Origin of the sequence: Mucilaginibacter hurinus, assembly GCF_003324525.1 — a bacterium.
GTDB classification, from domain to species: Bacteria; Bacteroidota; Bacteroidia; order Sphingobacteriales; family Sphingobacteriaceae; genus Mucilaginibacter; species Mucilaginibacter hurinus.
On sequence record NZ_QGDC01000002.1, the window covers coordinates 54,750 to 73,989 of the forward strand.

At 42.1% G+C, this 19,240-nt stretch carries 11 protein-coding genes; 9 read left to right on the forward strand and 2 right to left on the reverse strand.

Features of this window, described 5'->3' with window-relative positions; all coding sequences use genetic code 11:
- The first annotated feature begins 37 nt into the window (after positions 1-37).
- The 5 genes from pbpC (at position 38) to DJ568_RS03490 (ending at position 8,144) form a co-directional block, all read left to right on the forward strand.
- Positions 38-2,431 (forward strand): penicillin-binding protein 1C, encoded by a 2,394-nt coding sequence (gene pbpC / locus DJ568_RS03470; RefSeq protein WP_114003863.1) that lies wholly within the window; start codon positions 38-40, stop codon positions 2,429-2,431.
- A gap of 44 nt (positions 2,432-2,475) precedes the next feature.
- Positions 2,476-3,186, forward strand: a complete 711-nt coding sequence (locus tag DJ568_RS03475; RefSeq protein WP_114003864.1) for a 3'-5' exonuclease — start codon at positions 2,476-2,478, stop codon at positions 3,184-3,186.
- Positions 3,180-4,868, forward strand: a complete 1,689-nt coding sequence (locus tag DJ568_RS03480; protein ID WP_114003865.1) for an ABC transporter ATP-binding protein — start codon at positions 3,180-3,182, stop codon at positions 4,866-4,868. The genes DJ568_RS03475 and DJ568_RS03480 overlap by 7 nt, the downstream gene beginning before the upstream one ends.
- Positions 4,869-5,062: 194 nt before the next feature.
- Positions 5,063-7,150 (forward strand): ribonuclease R, encoded by a 2,088-nt coding sequence (gene rnr / locus DJ568_RS03485; protein ID WP_114004283.1) that lies wholly within the window; start codon positions 5,063-5,065, stop codon positions 7,148-7,150.
- 19 nt (positions 7,151-7,169) lie between these two features.
- Positions 7,170-8,144, forward strand: a complete 975-nt coding sequence (locus tag DJ568_RS03490; protein ID WP_114003866.1) for a polyprenyl synthetase family protein — start codon at positions 7,170-7,172, stop codon at positions 8,142-8,144.
- Positions 8,145-8,274: 130 nt separating this feature from the next.
- Here the strand turns inward: DJ568_RS03490 and DJ568_RS03495 are convergent, their stop codons facing one another.
- Positions 8,275-9,276 (reverse strand): 3'-5' exonuclease, encoded by a 1,002-nt coding sequence (locus DJ568_RS03495; protein WP_114003867.1) that lies wholly within the window; start codon positions 9,274-9,276, stop codon positions 8,275-8,277.
- A gap of 109 nt (positions 9,277-9,385) precedes the next feature.
- Here DJ568_RS03495 and DJ568_RS03500 point away from each other — a divergent pair, with 109 nt between their 5' ends.
- The 4 genes from DJ568_RS03500 to DJ568_RS03515 all read left to right on the forward strand — a co-directional run bounded on the left by DJ568_RS03500 (position 9,386) and on the right by DJ568_RS03515 (position 14,752).
- Positions 9,386-10,270, forward strand: coding sequence for a DUF3857 domain-containing protein (locus tag DJ568_RS03500; RefSeq protein WP_114003868.1), 885 nt, complete (start codon positions 9,386-9,388; stop codon positions 10,268-10,270).
- A gap of 32 nt (positions 10,271-10,302) precedes the next feature.
- The gene (locus DJ568_RS03505; protein ID WP_114003869.1) at positions 10,303-10,803 is read left to right on the forward strand and encodes a transglutaminase domain-containing protein; all 501 of its coding nucleotides are present in this window, start codon (positions 10,303-10,305) and stop codon (positions 10,801-10,803) included.
- Between the two features lie 68 nt (positions 10,804-10,871).
- On the forward strand, positions 10,872-12,848 hold the full coding sequence (locus tag DJ568_RS03510) for a DUF3857 domain-containing protein (protein WP_114003870.1): 1,977 nt from the start codon (positions 10,872-10,874) through the stop codon (positions 12,846-12,848).
- Positions 12,849-12,916: 68 nt separating this feature from the next.
- The gene (locus DJ568_RS03515) at positions 12,917-14,752 is read left to right on the forward strand and encodes a DUF3857 domain-containing protein (RefSeq protein WP_158534865.1); all 1,836 of its coding nucleotides are present in this window, start codon (positions 12,917-12,919) and stop codon (positions 14,750-14,752) included.
- Positions 14,753-14,766: 14 nt separating this feature from the next.
- Here DJ568_RS03515 and DJ568_RS03520 read toward each other — a convergent pair whose 3' ends face one another.
- Positions 14,767-19,149 (reverse strand): hybrid sensor histidine kinase/response regulator, encoded by a 4,383-nt coding sequence (locus tag DJ568_RS03520; protein ID WP_114003872.1) that lies wholly within the window; start codon positions 19,147-19,149, stop codon positions 14,767-14,769.
- Positions 19,150-19,240 lie beyond the last annotated feature (91 nt).

A 19,240-nucleotide genomic window follows, 5' to 3' on the forward strand; every position in this document is an offset into this window, starting at 1 on the left:
AAAGCAGTTAAATCACTCTCAGGCGCTTTATTTGGGTATGACTAAGTTTAATAACGTTCGGCAAGTTCTAAAAAGGCCTCAAAGCATCATTCTGCTTTCGGCGTTGCTTGCGTTAATCCTGCTATTTGCTTTTTGCCTGCCCAACCCGTTATTTAAAAGTCCTACATCTTATGTTATAGATGATGAGCAGGGGCAATTGCTTGGCGCTTCTATTGCAGAGGACGGGCAGTGGCGGTTTCCGCATAACGATACTGTGCCCGAAAAATTTAAACAGTGCATTATTACCTTTGAGGATAAACGCTTTTTGTATCATCCCGGCTTTGATCCCCTGGCTTTTGGGCGGGCTGTAAAAAGAAGCATAAGCTCAGGACATATTACCAGTGGAGGCAGTACCATTAGTATGCAGGTAATACGTTTGGCCACAAATAATAAGCGTACAATCTGGAATAAGGTAAAAGAGATATTTATGGCCGTGCGCCTTGAAGCTGGCTATAGTAAAGATGAAATACTGGCATTATATGCGGGTAATGCCCCGTTTGGTAGTAATGTTGTAGGGCTTGACGCTGCCGCCTGGCGGTATTTTGGGCGCAGCGCCGACAAATTATCCTGGGGCGAAATGGCGGCACTTGCTGTACTGCCAAATGCACCGTCGCTGGTGCACCCGGGCAAAAATCGGGTAATACTGCTTAAAAAGCGTAATCGTTTGTTAAGTAAGATGCAAGCGGAAGGTGTTATTGACAGCACTACCGCTCAGTTGGCCAAACTTGAGCCTGTGCCAGATAAGCCAATGCCGTTGCCGCGCATGGCGCCGCACCTGCTGCAGGTTTTTAAAACCGACCATAAGCGAGGTGTGCAGGAGGGCGATACACGCATAACTACTACTATTAAGCTAACATTACAGCAACAAGTAACCGAAATATTAGAGCGGCACCACCAGGTATTAAAAGCTAATGATATTAATAACATTGCTGCGGTGGTACTTGATGTTGAGAGTGGCGCAGCTTTGGCTTATGTAGGAAATATTTTTCATCCAGGTGATGTTCAGTTAGAGAGTGATGTGAACGTTGTAAACGCACCACGAAGCCCGGGTAGTACGTTGAAACCGCTGTTATACGCTGCCATGCTGAATGACGGATTTATACTGCCAAACAGCTTGATACCCGATGTGCCTACGCAGATAGCGGGGTATCACCCGGAGAATTTTGATTTGGGTTACGATGGCGCCGTACCTGCATCAAAGGGCTTGGCGCGGTCGCTTAACGTGCCCGCTGTTAAAATGCTTCAGCAATATAAATATGAGCGATTTTACGATTTTTTACATAAGGCCGGTTTTACAACCCTAAATAAACCTGCCGATCACTACGGCCTGGCCATGATATTGGGCGGCGGTGAAAATACGCTTTGGGAGCTTACAGGCTCATACGCCGATATGGCCCGCGTACTTAATAATTACTCAAAGTATAAGGGTAAATATAATCCCGGCGACTTGCGTAAACCCGTTTACACTACAACGGCCCGGCCGGAACCTGAATTTGAAGACAGTGGATTGATAGACGCGGCATCCATCTATTTTACCATTCAGGCAATGGAAGAGGTTATGCGACCAGGCGAAGAACTGCTTTGGCAGCAGTTTAGTTCATCGCAGCGCATTGCCTGGAAAACCGGCACGAGCTTTGGCTTTCGCGATGGCTGGGCAATTGGCGTAACACCAAAATATGTAGTAGGCGTATGGGTTGGTAATACTGACGGCGAGGGTAGGCCCGGGTTAACCGGGGTAAGTAGCGCCGCACCCGTGTTGTTTGATATATTTCGTTTACTACCTGCCAGTGCCCGCTGGTTTGATATGCCTGTAAGTGATATGGTGAATATAGGTATATGTCCCGAAAGCGGTTACCGTGCCGGCGAATACTGCGAGAACATAACGGAGGAATGGGTGCCGAGGAGTGGTCTTAAGGTACGAGTCTGTCCCTGGCATCAGCTTGTGCATCTTTCGGCAGATGGCCGGTGGCAGGTAACATCAGATTGTGAGCCGGTGGGAAATATCATTAATAAAAAGTGGTTTGTGTTGCCGTCCTCTATGGAGTATTATTACAAAGCCAAAAGTTATCAATACCACGTTTTGCCGCCTTTCAGAACAGATTGCGCGCAGGCCAATACAAATCCCATGGAGGTTATTTACCCCAGGGACGGCGCAAAAATTTACGTGCCACTTGAGGCAGATGGCCGTAGGGGCAGAATGATATGTAACGCGGCGCACCGAGAGGCTGGGGCTAAGATATTCTGGCATCTTGATGATAAATACATGGGCGAAAGCCATGGCCTTCATCAAATGGCGCTCAACCCGCCGCCCGGCAACCATAAGCTTACCCTGGTTGATGGAAACGGCAATACCACCGTCATAAATTTTGTGGTATTGGACAAGGATAAATAGAATAACGCCTACTATGCTTATCTTGCAATAAAAAAACGATTTGGATGCTGGAACAGTACGATCTGGGTAATATATTGGTGCTTGACATTGAAACAGTGCCGCAGTACGCGGATTTTGGCCAGCTGCCGCCGGCTATGCAAAAGTTATGGGATTCAAAAACACAAAACCAACGGAAAGATGAAACGCCTGGTGAGTTTTACGGTCGCGCCGGCATCTGGGCAGAGTTTGGCAAGATAGTTTGTATATCGGTGGGCATATTTACAGGCGGAGCCAATACGGGCCTACGTGTAAAATCTTTCTCCAGTCATGATGAAAAGGCGCTTTTAACAGATTTTGCTAATCTTTTGGCCGGTCAGCCGCCCAACCTGGTATTGTGCGCTCATAACGGCAGAGAGTTTGACTTCCCGTACTTGTGCCGGCGCATGCTCATCAATGGCGTTAAGCACCCGTGCCAACTGGAAATAACCGGCAAAAAGCCCTGGGAGGTAAACCACCTTGATACAATGGACCTTTGGAAATTCGGTGATTATAAAAGCTATACATCTTTAAACTTACTCACCGCCATTTTTAATATACCCACACCTAAAGATGATATCGACGGCAGCCAGGTGGGCCACGTTTATTGGGTTGAGAATGCCCTTGACCGCATCTGCACGTATTGCCAGAAAGATGTTATAGCCACTGCGCAATTGCTGCGCCGTTTCAGAGGCGAAGCGCTGATGCCGGAGGAGAATATAACCATTGTGGGATGCTGAAAATTAAAGACCTGGATATCAGTTTCAAGACTCAGAGCGGCTTATTTCAGGCAGTAAAAAAAATATCATTTCAACTTTATACAGGGGAAACTATCGGCATTGTCGGCGAGTCCGGCTCAGGTAAATCCGTGACTGCGTTGGCTATTATGCGTTTACTGGACGATAAGCATGTGGCTGTAAATGGATCGATTGTTTTAGGGCAGACAACACTTAGCGAATTGAGTGAGGAGCAAATGCGAAATATCCGCGGCAATAAAATTGCCATGGTGTTTCAGGAACCCATGACATCACTTAATCCTGTACTTACATGTGGATACCAGGTTGCAGAGGCAATTATTTTACACCGGAAATTAAGCAGAAAGGAAGCCAGGCAACAGGTTATTTCGTTATTTAACGAGGTGCAACTACCGCGGCCCGATACAATTTTTGACAGCTATCCGCATCAAATATCCGGCGGGCAAAAACAGCGTGTAATGATTGCCATGGCTCTCTCATGTCATCCGGACCTGCTTATAGCCGATGAACCTACTACAGCCCTTGATGTTACAGTACAAAAGAATATTATTGAACTGCTGTTAAAATTAAAGGCTGAACGACAAATGAGCCTCATATTTATTTCACATGATTTAGGTGTGATTAAACAGGTAGCCGACCGGGTGTTAGTGATGTATAAGGGTGAGGTGGTAGAGCAAGGCGATGCTAAAGAGGTGTTTGATAACCCGCAGCACGCTTACACTAAAGGGCTATTAGCCTGTCGTCCGTCACCTGCTTTAAGTTTAAAAAGATTACCGGTAATAGCTGATTTTACAGATAGCAACCATACCATCCAAGAAATTTTGCAGCGTTATACACGCCATCCCCGCGAAGTAGCTGAGCGGCGTGGCAAGTTGTATATCAATACGCCGATATTAAAAATTAACAACCTAACGAAAACGTTCAGGGCAAAGCCCGGTTTTTGGAGCTTATCCAAAACGGTAGTTAAGGCAGTAAACAATGTTAGCTTTGAGGTGTATCCCGGCGAAACTCTCGGTTTAGTGGGTGAATCCGGTTGCGGCAAAACAACATTAGGACGGAGTATTCTGAGGCTTATAGAGCCAACATCGGGTACTATCAGTTTTTGCGGTACTGAATTAACCGGGCTTAACGCAAAAGAAATGCGCCGCATACGGCGGGATATACAGATAATCTTCCAGGACCCTTACTCATCGTTGAATCCAAAGCTAACTGTAGGTGAATCATTAATGGAGCCGTTAAAAGTGCAAAACCTTTATGGCAATGACTCGCTACGTAAGCAGAAGGTATTAGATGTGCTTCGGCGTGTAAACCTGCTGCCCGAGCACTTTAACCGGTACCCGCACGAATTTTCAGGCGGGCAACGGCAACGTATTGTTATTGCAAGGGCACTTGTTTTGCAACCCAAATTTATTGTTTGTGATGAGTCAGTTTCAGCCCTTGATGTATCTGTCCAGGCACAGGTGCTCAATCTGTTGCGTGAGTTGCAGGAAGAGTTTAATTTAACTTATATTTTTATATCGCATGACCTTGCGGTTATTAAACATATAGCTGACCGGGTAATGGTCATGAATAAAGGGGAGATAATAGAGACCGGCTATCCTGAGGATATTTACAATAACCCACAACAAGCCTATACCCAAAGGCTTATTGAAGCGATCCCTAAATAAATCTCCGATATCAACCCCATACGGCGGTGTAAGCGAAGTTATAGCAGCCACCTATTTATTGAAATGACAGGTTGTGCTGCTAAAACCACTTTAACCTTTTAGGCGTTTTAATTATATACCTTTGCTATCTATCTAATAAATAAACTGTGAGCAAGAAAAAAAATAACTACAGCATAAAGCAGGTACTAACACAAATGGTGCTTGATGTATTTGAACGTAACGGCAATACGCCTTTAAATCATAAGCAGGTAGCTGCAAAACTTAATGTGCACGACCCCGAATCACGGGAAATAGTACTGGAGATATTGAAAGATGAAGCAAAACGAAATGTTCTTAAACAAGTATCGCCGGGCAAGTTCCAGGTGGTAGAGTTAAAAACATTTGTTGAGGGCCGGGTGGATATGACTGCCGATGGATCTGCGTTTATCGTTACGGACGACCCTGACGAAACAGATATTTTTGTTGCACCCCGCAAACTACGTACGGCCTTGCATGGCGACCGGGTGAAGGTGTATGTATACGCCAAAAAAACCGGTAAGCATAAGGAAGGCGAGGTTATAGAAATATTACAACGTCGTAAAATGGAGTTTACAGGCATTGTAAAAATGTCTGACAGGTACGCTTTTTTTATACCTGATGACCGCAAAATGCTGCACGATATTTTTATTCCGTTTGATGAAATCAACGGCGCAAAAAATGGTATAAAAGCGGTTGCTGAAATTACCGACTGGCCGGCGGACGCCAAAAATCCGGTAGGACGCATAAAGCACATTTTAGGTGAGCAGGGTGAAAATGATACTGAAATGAACGCTATACTGGCCGAGTATGGTTTTCCGCTACAGTTTCCTAAAGAGGTTGAGCGTGAAGCTGAACAGATAAATGAGGTTATAACCAATGACGAAGTTGCCAAACGCCGCGACTTCCGTGATGTGCTTACTTTTACTATAGACCCCTTCGACGCTAAGGATTTTGATGATGCTTTGTCGTTTAAAAAACTGGAGAACGGTAATTACGAGGTAGGGGTGCATATTGCCGATGTTGCGCATTATATAGAACCTGACTCAGCGCTGGATAAAGAAGCGTTTGAGCGCGGCACATCTGTATATCTGGTGGATAGGGTAATACCGATGCTACCCGAAAGACTTTCAAACGGCTTATGCTCATTAAGGCCAAAGGAGGATAAATTGTGTTTTGCAGCTGTATTTGAACTTGACAATGACGCCAACATCGTTAACGAATGGTTCGGTAAAACGGTTATACACTCAAACCGGCGTTTTACCTACGAAGAAGTGCAGGAAATTATTGAGGCCGGAGAAGGTGAATATAGCGAGGAAATTTTAAAACTTAATGAACTGGCCTACATCCTTCGTGACAGGAAATTTAAGCATGGTGCCATCAGCTTTGAAACTACCGAGGTTAAATTTAAGTTGGACGAGAACAGTAAACCTGTTGGTGTTTATGTAAAAGAACGCAAGGACGCCCATAAGCTGATTGAAGATTTTATGTTGCTGGCTAACCGGAAAGTAGCGGAATTTGTAAGCAAAAAAGGCAAAGGCAAACATAAATACACTTTTGTGTACCGGGTACATGATGCGCCTAAGCCCGACGCGTTGAACAGCTTTGCGCAATTCGCATCAAGATTTGGCTACAGGGTTAATACCAAAAGCGATAGGGAAGTTGCGCGCTCGCTAAACCATCTGATGGCTGATGTTGAGGGGAAAAAGGAACAGAACGTATTGACTCAGTTGGCCATACGCTCAATGGCCAAGGCAATCTATACCACTAAAGGAACAAGCCATTACGGTTTAGCCTTTGATCATTATACTCACTTTACATCGCCTATACGTCGGTATCCGGATGTAATGGTGCACAGGTTGCTGCTGCACTACCTGGAGGGTGGTCAATCCGCCAATGCTGAGCATTACGAAAAGTTATGTGAACATAGCTCGCAAATGGAGAAAAAGGCTGCTGATGCCGAACGCTCCTCGGTAAAATATAAGCAAGCGGAGTACTTGCAGGCACAGGTAGGCAATATATTTAACGGCATCATCTCAGGCGTTACCGAATGGGGTATGTATGTTGAGATAGTTGAAAATAAATGCGAAGGTATGGTACGCCTACGGGATATCAGTGATGATTTTTATACGCTTGATGAAAAAAATTACGCAATAATCGGCCAGCGGAAAAAGAAGATTTATCGCCTCGGTGATGAGGTGCGTATACGTGTTAAGCAAGTTGACCTGACTAAAAAGCAAATAGATTTCTCATTAGTGCAGGAGTAATTATATTTGCCGGGTATAAATGAAGAAACTCAACGAATTACAGGATATTATTGTAAATGGCGTAAGCCAACTAAACTACCCCGCGCGCCCCGCAGAATTGTATGAACCCATCAGTTACATACTATCTATTGGCGGTAAACGTTTACGCCCGGCGCTGGTTTTGCTTGCCTGCGATATGTTTGGTGGCGATGTAAATGCCGCAATAAAGCCGGCCCTGGCTATCGAGGTATTCCATAACTTCACGCTGATGCATGATGACATCATGGACAATGCCCCGCTCCGTCGCGGCAAAACTACTGTGCACGAAAAATGGAATTCCAACATCGCTATCCTCTCGGGAGATGTTATGATGGTGGAGGCCAATAAATTAATAATGCAGGTGGACGACCGTATACTGCGTACGGTAATGAATGTTTTTAACGAAACTGCGCAGGGTGTATGCGAGGGCCAGCAGTTTGACATGAATTTTGAGCAGGATAACTCAGTAACCATTGATGAGTATATCGACATGATAAGGCTTAAAACCGCGGTATTACTTGGCGGCGCTTTAAAAATAGGCGCACTTATTGGCGGCGCTGATGCTCAAAATGCCGAGAATATTTATCAGTTTGGTGTAAACCTGGGCATAGCCTTTCAATTGCAAGATGATATATTGGATGTATATGGCGACCCTGCAAAATTTGGTAAGCAGGTAGGAGGGGACATCATTTCAAACAAAAAAACATTTTTATTAATAAAAGCTATTGAGTTGGCTGAAGGAAAAGAAAGCTCCGATTTATATAGTTTGATAGATGCTAAGAATTTTAATCCTGCTGAAAAAGTTGAAGCTGTGAAAACCCTTTATAACAATTTACAAGTGAAGCAGCACGCCGAGGATACAATGAACACATATGCCGAAAAAGCATTTGAAGCATTAGATAGTATTACTATTGGTGCTGACCACAAACAATACCTGCGTGAGTTTGCAGATGGTTTAATGGTGAGGGATTATTGAGCAAGCCGGGAGTTATGATAAAAATATGCTGAAACATCTTAACGGAACCGGCTGCAGTTCACGGTAAGCCAACATGCAAAAAGGTAATATTTAATGTTACCTTTTGGGGATATACTTAATCAAATTAAACCTATCCCTTCTTAAACTTGTCCGCCAATAATTTAAGCATATCATCATTAACAGGTACTGCTGGTTCTTCTTTCTTTTTGTAAGATTGCTGATTGGTGTTCGGTTTCTGGTAATCTCTTTTTATGGCGTCAGAAGCTCTTAAACTCCCGTTTGCCGGCTGTTGTTTTGGTAATGATTGTTTAGCCTTTTCGGCAGCCCGCTTAGCGTTCCAACGTTGATAAATTTCATCTACTTTTCGCTTGGTATACAGCGGGAAATCTCCCTGCATCATCCATGAGTAGTAACTAGGTTCCGCATTGAAAACATCTTCCACCCGCTTCCCTTTGTGCTTGCCAAAGTTTATCAGCTCTTCGCCTGCATCGTTGTATACAAGGCGTCCGGCAAAATCAACAGGGTTGCTTAAATTAGTAAATTTATGCAGGGCCTCTACGTCTCCAACAACAGGTATGCTTTTTGCTCCTTTTTTATCCGTCCACTCCATATTGTGGTAGCGCTCAATCTGCGCCAACAATACTTCCATGGTGGCGCGCGTGTCTGCTTCGGCGCTATGGGCGTTAATTATATCTTTCTGACAATAAAACTGGTAAGCAGCCTTTAAAGTACGCTGCTCCATTTGATGGAAGATATTTTGAACATCAACAAAATGGCGTTTTTCCAGTTCGAATTCAGCCCCGGCACGCAAAAATTCTTCCATTAGCATAGGGATATCAAACTTATTTGAATTATACCCAGCTAAATCACATTCACCAATAAAGTCGGCAACAGCCTGCGCCACGGCTTCAAATTTCGGCTCGTTAGCAATATGTTCGTCATAAATGCCATGTACCATTGACGACTCAATAGGTATGGGCATGCCCGGATTTACCCGCCAGGTTTTAACCTCGTCAGTACCGTCCGGGTGAAGTTTTATCACCGCTATCTCTACTATCCGGTCACTCCCTATGTTGGTGCCGGTAGTTTCAAGGTCAAAAAATGCAAGTGGACGTTTTAAAATAAGTTTCATAGTTGCTAACAGTCGAATGCAAAGGTCTGAAAAACTTTCAGTACAATTAATATTTATTTGTGTATATTAAGCTATTATCTTATTTTCAACTCACCAAAAACCTCATGTTATGAAAAAGATGGTTGCGTTCTTTATAGGTCTATTGTGTCAGCAAGTTGCATTTGCCCAGCCGCAGCCTCAAGATATCACTTTCCAAACTAACACTTCATTCAACGGCAATGCTTTTTCATCTGATTTTCCATTCGGTATTCTTGTTAAACAAGAAGTAGAGAGGCAGCAATCAGATACATCTGTACATGCGCTTATGTTGGAAGAATATGGCAAAGCTTTTTTTGTCAGTAATACCCCCAACCCCCCGGTGCAATTTGAATACCATGCTAAAATAAAATTATTTGACAAGGCTGGATTAAAAAAAGGATTTATAGAAATTCCCTTATATAACCGTGACCGCGCCAGTTTCGAAAAAATTCGGGAGGTAAAAGCAAAGACCTTTTACAGCGCAGCCGACGGCAGTATAAAATCGGTATCAATGGACGAAAATGATGTGCAAACAATCAGACTTAATGATCATCATAGCGTAGTAAAGTTTACGCTTCCTGATTTGCAACCAGGCTGTGTAATAGAATATAAATATATCTTAGAAAGCCCATACATCGTTAATTTTAAAACCTGGGAATTTCAATCAGACATCCCGAAGCTGTCATCTACTTATAATGTGATAATACCACAGTTTTTCGGCTACGAAGTCACCATGAAAGGTGACCTTAAATTAACGGGCACTAAAACGCAGGTGGATAAAAAATGTTATTTTTTTAATGGATTGGCTACTGATTGTATCAACACAGTCTATGCTATGAAAGATATACCTGCTTTTGTTAAAAAAACAGGTATGACATCAGCCAGGGACTTTCGTTCGGCTATATTTTTTCAACTTACGGATATGATTGCGGTGCCAAATTTGCTGATCGTAACTATGGCGTATCAGTTAGTATAGGAAAAAACTGGGAAAAATTTGATGAGTATTTGATGTTGCACGACGAACTGGGACAGCAATTAAAAGAAAAAGGCACATTTAAAAAGAGTGTAGCAGATGCTATTGCCGGGAAAACTAGTGAATTTGACAAGGCAACCGCCATTTATCAGCTTATCCAACAAAACCTAAAATGGAACGGATATTATGGCATTTTTAGTCCGGGAGGCGTTAAAAAGGCATTTGACAAAAAGGAAGGTAACATTGCCGATATAAATCTATCGCTAATAGCAGCGTTAAGCGCAGCCGGCATAAAGGCTGAACCGGTAATTTTGTCAACAAAGGAAAATGGAAAGATAGACAAGGAACTCCCTAGTCTTAACGACTTTAATTATATAATTGGCAAAGTTAATATTGATGGTAAAACTTATTTTGCTGACGCTAGTGAAACTACTCTTAAGCTTGGCGATTTGCCAGAACGTGCATTAAATGGAGTTGGTCGTGTATTCGCTTCAAAAGCAGGTGAGTGGATTCAATTATCTACGCCGAAAATATAATTCCGACACTAACTTGTCTCCTGTATTTACCATCCAGTAACTGTTATCTAAACGCTTATCTTATACATATGAATAAATTTTTACTCCTTTTTACAACTTTATTTTTTTACGTTGAACTGGCCTCAGCTCAGGACTTCAAATACGGTGCCTACACGCTGGACGAAATGAACATGAAGTCCTATAAAAATGACACTTCGGCGCATGCGGTTGTGTTAAATGAGTTTGGTAAGGCATACTTCAGCTCGCAGGATGGGATTCCCCTGATTTTTGAACACCATGTTAAGATAAAAATTTTTGATAGCAAGGGCTTTAAAGCCGGCACCATTGAGGTTCCATTACGTATCAATGGTGACGATCTTGAAAAGATTGATGAAATAAGCGGTGTTACTTATTATAAAGACGATAACGGGAATGTTCAAAAAACCGAATTTGATAATAAGAATGTGTTTACGACAAAAGACTACAAATACCGGAACACCGCTAAATTTACTATGCCTAATTTGCGAGACGGTTGCATCATTGAATATAAATACCGTGTGACCTCGCCATTTAGGCATACATATCATGCCTGGGAATTCCAATCCGATGTCCCTAAGATTTACTCGCTTTACAAGGCGCAAATACCCGCAATTTATACCTATAATATTATATTAAGGGGAGGGCTAAAACTGCTTGAGGATAATGAGTACAAACCGCTAGCAGAGCGCGAGTGTTTTTCATACTACGGCACAAAATGCGATTGCTCGAACTTCAGCTTCGCCATGAAAGATATACCGGCATTCACCGAGGAGGAACACATGACCTCAAAAAAGAATTTCCTTTCAGCAATTTATTTTGAACTGTCTGAGTATTACAATCTGAACAATGGTGGCACCCAGAAACTTACCAAAACATGGAAAGACGTTGATTACGAATTAAGCCATGATATAGACTTTGGTGGTCAGGTAAAAAAGAAGGATTACTTTAAAGATAAGCTAGCACCACTACTTACAGGCGCAACTGACACACTTGACAGAGCTAAAATTGTGTATCGATACGTGCAAAATAATATAAAGTGGAATGATATTTACTCGTTCGCTACAGATGGAGGGATTCGTAAAGCTTTTGATAAACATACCGGCATGATAGGCGATATCAATTTAGGGTTGGTTGCGGCTTTAAGCGCTGCCGGCGTGAATGCCTACCCGGTTTTAATTTCCACACGCGACCACGGTATCGTAAATAAATTAACACCTGTTATCGCTGAGTTTAATTATGTAGTAGTTAAAACAGATATCGGAGGGAAAACATATTTACTTGACGCTTCTGATCCATTACTATCCTTTGGTATGCTGCCCATGCGTTGCATAAACGATCAGGGCCGCGTGATGAGTAATAACAAACCGTCATACTGGATAGATATACCAAAGCAAACCGCCGCTAAGACTTCCTCACTTAATTTTGTGCTCCAGGAAGACGGTAAACTTAAAGGTACTATTACAAATTATCTGTTCGGTTATGCTGCTTATGCTAAGCGTAGGGAGGTAAAAAAGTTCAATACTAAAGAAGAATACACTGAGGACTTTGACGAGAAGAGACCACGTTTGAAAGTTTTAAAAAGTGATATAAAGGGACTTGATAGCTTGGATGGTCCTTTAACGGAAACATACGAAGTTGAGATAAATACTTACGACAACCTTAACGCGAGTAAGTTGACATTTAACCCTTTTTTATTTAACCGAATAACCGAAAATCCCTTCAAACTCACCGAACGCAGCTACCCTGTAGATTGGGGGATGTCGTCCAATGAACGAGTAACCCTCACTGTTCAGCTGCCTGAAAAATTCAGCGTTGAAAATCCGCCTAAAAATATAAACATGGCCCTGCCGGATGGGGGAGGCAAGTTTGCCACTCTGTTTGATGCGGAGAAAAATAAATTTACCTTTTCGCACGCTATTTTATTAAACAAGTCTATTTACACACCACAAGAGTATCCTTACTTAAAAGAGTTGTATAATCAAATAATACTATCAGAGAAAGTTGATCTGGTATTTAAAAAGAACTAGATGAAATATATTATTGTGGTGTGTTTTGTTGTGCTGAATTTTGGTGTCAGTGCGCAACAAAATATGATGTGTCACTTATCCCGAAGGAGTTATTACCTTATGCCGGTGCTGTAGTAAGAAATAGTGAAGTCAATTATGAAGTTAGGGATATTGACTATAGTAACTATCGGGTCAAAAAGGCAATAACCGTTTTTAATGAAAGCGGTGATGATGCTGCAGAGATACTTATATGGTATAATAAGCTTAGGCAGGTAAAGTCAGTTAAAGGTATTATATACGATAGTTCGGGTTTGCCTGTCAGCAAATTCTCTGAAAAGAATTTTGATGACTATTATGGAGGTGGAAGATCATCGCTCTTCGAAGATACGAGGGTAAAAGTTTTCAGGCCTGGTGCAAATGGTTATCCTTATACTGTAGAGTATGAATGCGATATACGTGATAACCAAACAATGATAATATCAGACTGGGTGCCGGCTAATATGTTTGGTGTGGCTGTGGAAAAAAGCTCGTTAACGTTTACATGTAAACCAAGTTTGGCAATTCGCTACAAAGAATATAACATGCCTGTAAAAGCCGTCATAGTAACGGATAAGGCAGGATTTAAAACGTACACATGGCAGATTAGTAATGCGCGAGCAACCAGGTATGAGCCCTATAGCCCGCCACCCGAAACCTTTTTATCGATGGTTAAAATTGCCCCGGTAACTTTTACGTATCAAAAAATACATGGCAGTTATAACAACTGGAACGAACTGGGTAAATGGATATATGACGTGTTGCTAACGGACAGGGATATTCTAACACCGTCAACCATAGCTACAATAAAAAGTATGACGGCAGGCTTAGCTGACCCTAAACTGAAGGCAAAAAAAGTTTACGAATACATGCAAAATAAAACACGCTACATCAGCGTGCAGGTAGGTATAGGGGGGTATAGGCCGTTTCCGGCAAGTGAGGTGGACCAAGTGAGTTATGGCGACTGCAAGGCGCTCACTAATTATATGAGGTCATTGTTAAAGGCGGTTGACATCGAATCGTACTACTGCCACGTAGAGGCAGGTACTAACAGGATAGATATGGATCCTGATTTTGCCAGTATGACACAGGCAAATCATGCTATTTTATGCATACCATTTAAAAATGATACTACTTTTTTAGAGTGTACCAATCAAAAAATACCATTTGGGTTCGTGGGCGATTTTACGGATGACCGCACTGTGCTGGCCTGCACACCTGATGGCGGCAGGCTGATACGAACACCTAAATATAATGCAACTGTTAGCACTCAGGTACGTAAGGCTACGCTCAATTTAGATGCAGCCGGCACGCTTAACGGCTACCTACAAACGGAATATAAAGGCTCACAATATGACAATAGGGACCAGATTATTGATGAGCTGCCCGCGGAGAGAATCAAGAAGTTTAAAAAAATATATCCCATTAATAACCTGGAGATAGATAAGCTTGAACTTACCCAGGACAAGAGTTTGCAACCGGTCACTAAGGAACATATTATTTTCAGTGCCGATAACTACGCTTCAGCACAAAATGATAAATTACACTTTTCGCCGAACATTGTGAACCAGATGCGCACGCCTTTGCGCGAGGTTAACAACCGAAAAAACCTGGTTTACATTAACCGCGGGTATACAGATGATGATGAAATAATTTACAAGGTTCCTGAAGGTTTTAAACTTGAAAAGCATCCGCTTAATGTAGTTTTAATAAAGCCATTCGGAATATTTAACGCCTCTGTTACATTTAAAGATGGTCAATTAATATACAAACGCCGATTGCAAATCAATGATGGCGCTTATAGTAAGGATATTTACCCTGATATGGTTAACTTTTACCAGGAAGTTGTAGATGCCGATAATTATACCGCGATATTAGGTAAAAATTGACAAACTGATTTTTACTAGTTCTTGTTGTTTATCATCTCTTCCGCTCTGATTAACATTATAAGCAATTCTTCTAAATTAAAAGGTTTAGCTATGTAGTCGTTCATGCCCGCCCTGTAGCAATCTTCGCGGTCTTTCACCATGGCATTGGCCGTCATTGCAATAATATAAGGTTGCTTTATTGGCATTGAGCGTAACTTTTCTGTAGTCTCTAAACCATCCATTTCAGGCATTTGTATATCCATCAAAATTACATCAAAACTAGCATTGTTTATTTTTTCCAACACCTGAAAACCATTAGCTACTATTTGCGGTGAATATCCCAGTTTGTGCAATATCCTTTCAATCAGCCGTTGGTTAATGGCATTGTCTTCTGCAACTAATATGTTAAGCGGATATTCTGTTGAAAAACCGGTATTGAGCAATGTATTAGACTTTTCCGGCACAGCCAACTCTTTCTTTGATGTCATAGCCGATTGTATGCTCATTTTAAGTTGCTGCTGTTTAACCGGCTTAATCAAAATTGAAGAAAAGAGGTTGGCGCACTTCTTTTTAGTTTCATCACCTATTGAGCTTAGCATAATAATCGGCGGCGGGTTTGACGTTTTCATTATCCGTTTTGCCAGCTCTACACCATCCATCTCCGGCATTTGCATATCTGTTATCACCAAATCAATTTGGCCGGCTTCCTTGCTATTCAATATCGCTAAAGCACCGTCAGCAGACGAAGCTGTTACCGGAATCAGTTTCCATTGCTCAAGTTGTAACTGCAATATTCTAAGGTTGGTTTGATTGTCATCAACGATAATTACCCGCTTGCCTTCCAGTTCCCTAATGTCTGTTGATGCAGCATCGGCTATGTTTTTATTGCTTACCCGACTACGGATAGTAAAATTGAATGATGAGCCTTTGCCATGCGTGCTCGTTACACTAATTTCGCCACCCATTAGTTTTACAAGCCTTTCACTGATTGCCAGTCCTAAACCGGTGCCGCCATACTTGCGGGTAATTGACGAGTCAACCTGTGAAAATGCTTTAAACAAAACATTTAACTTATCTTCCGTAATCCCTATTCCCGTATCAACCACGTTAAACCCAATGGTTACATCCATTCCGGCTTTGGATACGAGGTATATCTTCAAATATATTTCACCATTATGAGTGAATTTAATAGCATTGTTAACCAGGTTAATCAAAACCTGCCTTAGTCTTAAAGCATCTCCAACTATTTGCGATGGAACTTCATAATCTATTTCATAAACCAGTTCAAGGCCTTTTTCAGATACCTTTTTGCTGAACAGGTCCATAACATCCTCAATGCAGCTGCGCAAATCAAAGTCTTCATTTTCTATGTCCATCGAGCCCGACTCTATTTTAGAAAAATCAAGAATGTCATTAATAACGCTTACTAAATTTTCGCCGCAAACCATAATGGTGTCATTGTACTCCTTCTGCTCAGCATTCAGGTCTGTTTCCGCAAGTAAGGACGCCATGCCTATAACTCCGTTCATGGGTGTTCGGATTTCATGACTCATGGTAGCTAAAAAAACACTCTTTGCCTGGTTCGCCTTTTCAGCTTCTTCTCGCGCTTCCTGCTCATGGTTCTTTTGCTCCTGTAGCTTTTGATTGAGTTGTTCCAACTCTTGCGTACGCTCCCGCAACTCTTGCGACTGCAGTTGCAACTCCTCTGATTGTGTTAACAGCTCTTCTGATTGTGCCTGCAACTCTTCAGATTGCGCCTGTAGTTCTTCAGATTGTTCCTGAAGCTCCCTGTTTACAGTATGGAGTTCTTCCGACTGGCTTTGCAGCTCTTCATTTACAGCTTTCAATTGTTCTGATTGCTGCACCACTTTTGTTGTACGCTCTTTCACCTGCTCTTCAAGCAGTCGTTTCTGCCTGCTGATGTTGCGAACACGAAACAAATAAATTCCGTAAATAGCACCTGCAGCAGCCAAAACGCTTAATACTTTAAACCACCAAGTTAGCCAAAACGGCGGCACTACGGTTATACTCAACTGCAATTCTTGCGGCGACCACTGCCCTACATTGTTTTGGTACTTAACTCTAAATGTATAATCTCCGGGAGGTAACCTCCTGTAGGTTGCTCTGTTAACGTTGCCTACGTAGTTCCAGTCCTCATCAAACCCTTCAAGCTTAAATGCGTACATTTTTTTTGCATAGGATAGATAATCGAGCGCCGCATATTTAAATGAAACCACGGACTGGTCGTAATTGAGGGTAATTTTCTCGGTTTCCGAAATATCATGTTTCAAAGGGGAGGGGTCGCTGTCATTTTTAGCTACGGCTACCGATTGATTGGATATTTGCAAATCTGTAAATACCAATGGGGGGTGATAGGATGTTTTGTTAACTTTTTTCGGATCTATTATATTATAACCGCTGATACCTCCAAAATATAGTAATCCGCTCCGGCTTTTATAGGCCGAATTTGTTTGAAATTCCTCATTCTGCAAACCATCCTCAGTGGTGAAATTCTTAAAAACACCAACAGACGGATCATACCGCGATATTCCTTTATCTGTGGTTACCCATATTCTATGACGGTTGTCTTCCAATACAGCGCGGGTAAAATTGCTGGGTAAACCATTCTTTGTTGTGAAAACGGTGAACTTGCCGGTTTTAACATTTAAATGGTTGAGACCCATGGCGGTACATATCCATATATTTCCTTTGTGATCTTCAAGCAAGGCAGGAGCTTCGTTATCACTTATACTGTTTTTACCCGGTGTATGCTTAAAATGGGTAAACGTGTTGCTTTCTCTATTAAATTTATCCAGTCCGCCTCCGCCGGTACCAATCCATAAATTTCCCTTAGTGTCCACCAATAGCGATGATATATAATTGCTGGTTAATGATGCCGGATTAAAAGGATCATTACGATAATGCGTGAATTTCCCGGTAGCTGCATCCAACATATCAACACCCTGCCCAAGTGTGCCAATCCATATCTTCTTATCAGGCGTTTGTGCAAGGGCGTATATATAGTTGTTGGCAAGTGTGGTAGTGTCGTCTGGGTTATTGCTAAATGATCTGAATTTGCCCGTTTTAATATTTAAAACACTCAGGCCGTTCTCGTAGGTACCTATCCACAGATTTTGCTGGCCATCTAATAGCAATGCATGTACAAAATTGCCTGCAATAGTATTTGCCGCCCCTGGCTGGTGTTTAAAATGGGTGTATTTCCCGGTTTTTCGGTCAAGAAAATTGAGTCCGCCGCCATGTGTACCTATCCATAAATTGCCGGACGGGTCTTCGCAAAGAGATGTTACCAAGTTGTTTGATATACTGTTTTCTAATGAACTATATCGCTGATGCGTAATTTTCCCGGTGCTCGCCCGGCGTATATTTATACCGGTCAGATACCCTCCAAGCCACATATTACCTATCCTGTCTTTAATAATACTGTAAAACGTGTTACCGCTTACACTATGATTATCAAAAGGGTCATGGCGATAATTATTAAATTGTTTGGTTTTTGTATCAAATACCATAACCCCCTTGTTCTCGGTGCCAAGCCATAGATTTTGGTCTGCATCCTCAGCCATAGAATAAATGATATCCCTGTTTGAAAGGCTGTTGGCTGCGTTACTGCTGCTAAAGCTGGTAAAACTGCCGGTTTCCGGGTGATATAGATTTAGTCCGTTAAATGTTCCTACCCATAGCCTTTTTTTACTGTCCTCAATTATGCGCGACACGGTGTTTGAAGAAATTTGACCGGGCGAGTTGCTGGTATGCTGAAAACGGGTGAAATTGTCGGTTTTTCGATTATACCGGTTTAACCCGCCTAAATAAGTACCAACCCATATAGTATTGCGGCTATCCTTGTACACAGTCATGGTTGAGTTGTCGCTTAAACTATTCGGATCAAGGGTAGGGCGGTAGTGGGTAAACTTTTCAGTTTTTATGTCAAAAACGCTGATGCCATCTTGTTTGGTAGCTATCCATAGCTTATTACCGTCAAGCACAATTTTGTAGATAAAATTGCTGCTGATACTATTTTTATTTTTGCCATCGTGTATATAAGCCTTAAAGCGATTGGTTTTACGGTTAAACTTGTTTAACCCGCCTCCATAGGTGGCTACCCATATATTTCCATAGTTATCCTCTAAAACATCGCGTACATGGTTGTTGCTTATCGTTGTAGGATCTGCCGGGTCATGAGCAAATATTTTAAAATTATAGCCGTCATACCTGTTCAGGCCGTTAAAAGTACCTATCCACATAAAGCCATGAGAGCCCTGGTAAAGGCAAAGTATGCTGGACTGGGAGAGACCATCCCGTACGCCTAAATGTTCAAAGCGTAATTGTTGCTTTTGTGAGAACGCTGTTACGAAAATAAATTGCAGGCAGAGTAGTAAAAAGTACTTAAAAATATTCATAAGAATTTTGAAGCGGCTGATTGGTCAGGCACCAAACTTGCTGATCTGGCATCTATTGCTAACTATGTGTACGAATTTACGGCATAATGGT

Coding starts and splice junctions, on each gene's coding strand:
- DJ568_RS03490 (WP_114003866.1), top strand. CDS start 7,170: ATGAAGAAACTCAACGAATTACAGGATATTATTGTAAATGGCGTAAGC.
- DJ568_RS03495 (WP_114003867.1), bottom strand. CDS start 9,276: ATGAAACTTATTTTAAAACGTCCACTTGCATTTTTTGACCTTGAAACT.
- DJ568_RS03480 (WP_114003865.1), top strand. CDS start 3,180: ATGCTGAAAATTAAAGACCTGGATATCAGTTTCAAGACTCAGAGCGGC.
- rnr (WP_114004283.1), top strand. CDS start 5,063: ATGGTGCTTGATGTATTTGAACGTAACGGCAATACGCCTTTAAATCAT.
- DJ568_RS03520 (WP_114003872.1), bottom strand. CDS start 19,149: ATGAATATTTTTAAGTACTTTTTACTACTCTGCCTGCAATTTATTTTC.
- DJ568_RS03505 (WP_114003869.1), top strand. CDS start 10,303: ATGTTGCACGACGAACTGGGACAGCAATTAAAAGAAAAAGGCACATTT.
- DJ568_RS03510 (WP_114003870.1), top strand. CDS start 10,872: ATGAATAAATTTTTACTCCTTTTTACAACTTTATTTTTTTACGTTGAA.
- pbpC (WP_114003863.1), top strand. CDS start 38: ATGACTAAGTTTAATAACGTTCGGCAAGTTCTAAAAAGGCCTCAAAGC.
- DJ568_RS03475 (WP_114003864.1), top strand. CDS start 2,476: ATGCTGGAACAGTACGATCTGGGTAATATATTGGTGCTTGACATTGAA.
- DJ568_RS03500 (WP_114003868.1), top strand. CDS start 9,386: ATGAAAAAGATGGTTGCGTTCTTTATAGGTCTATTGTGTCAGCAAGTT.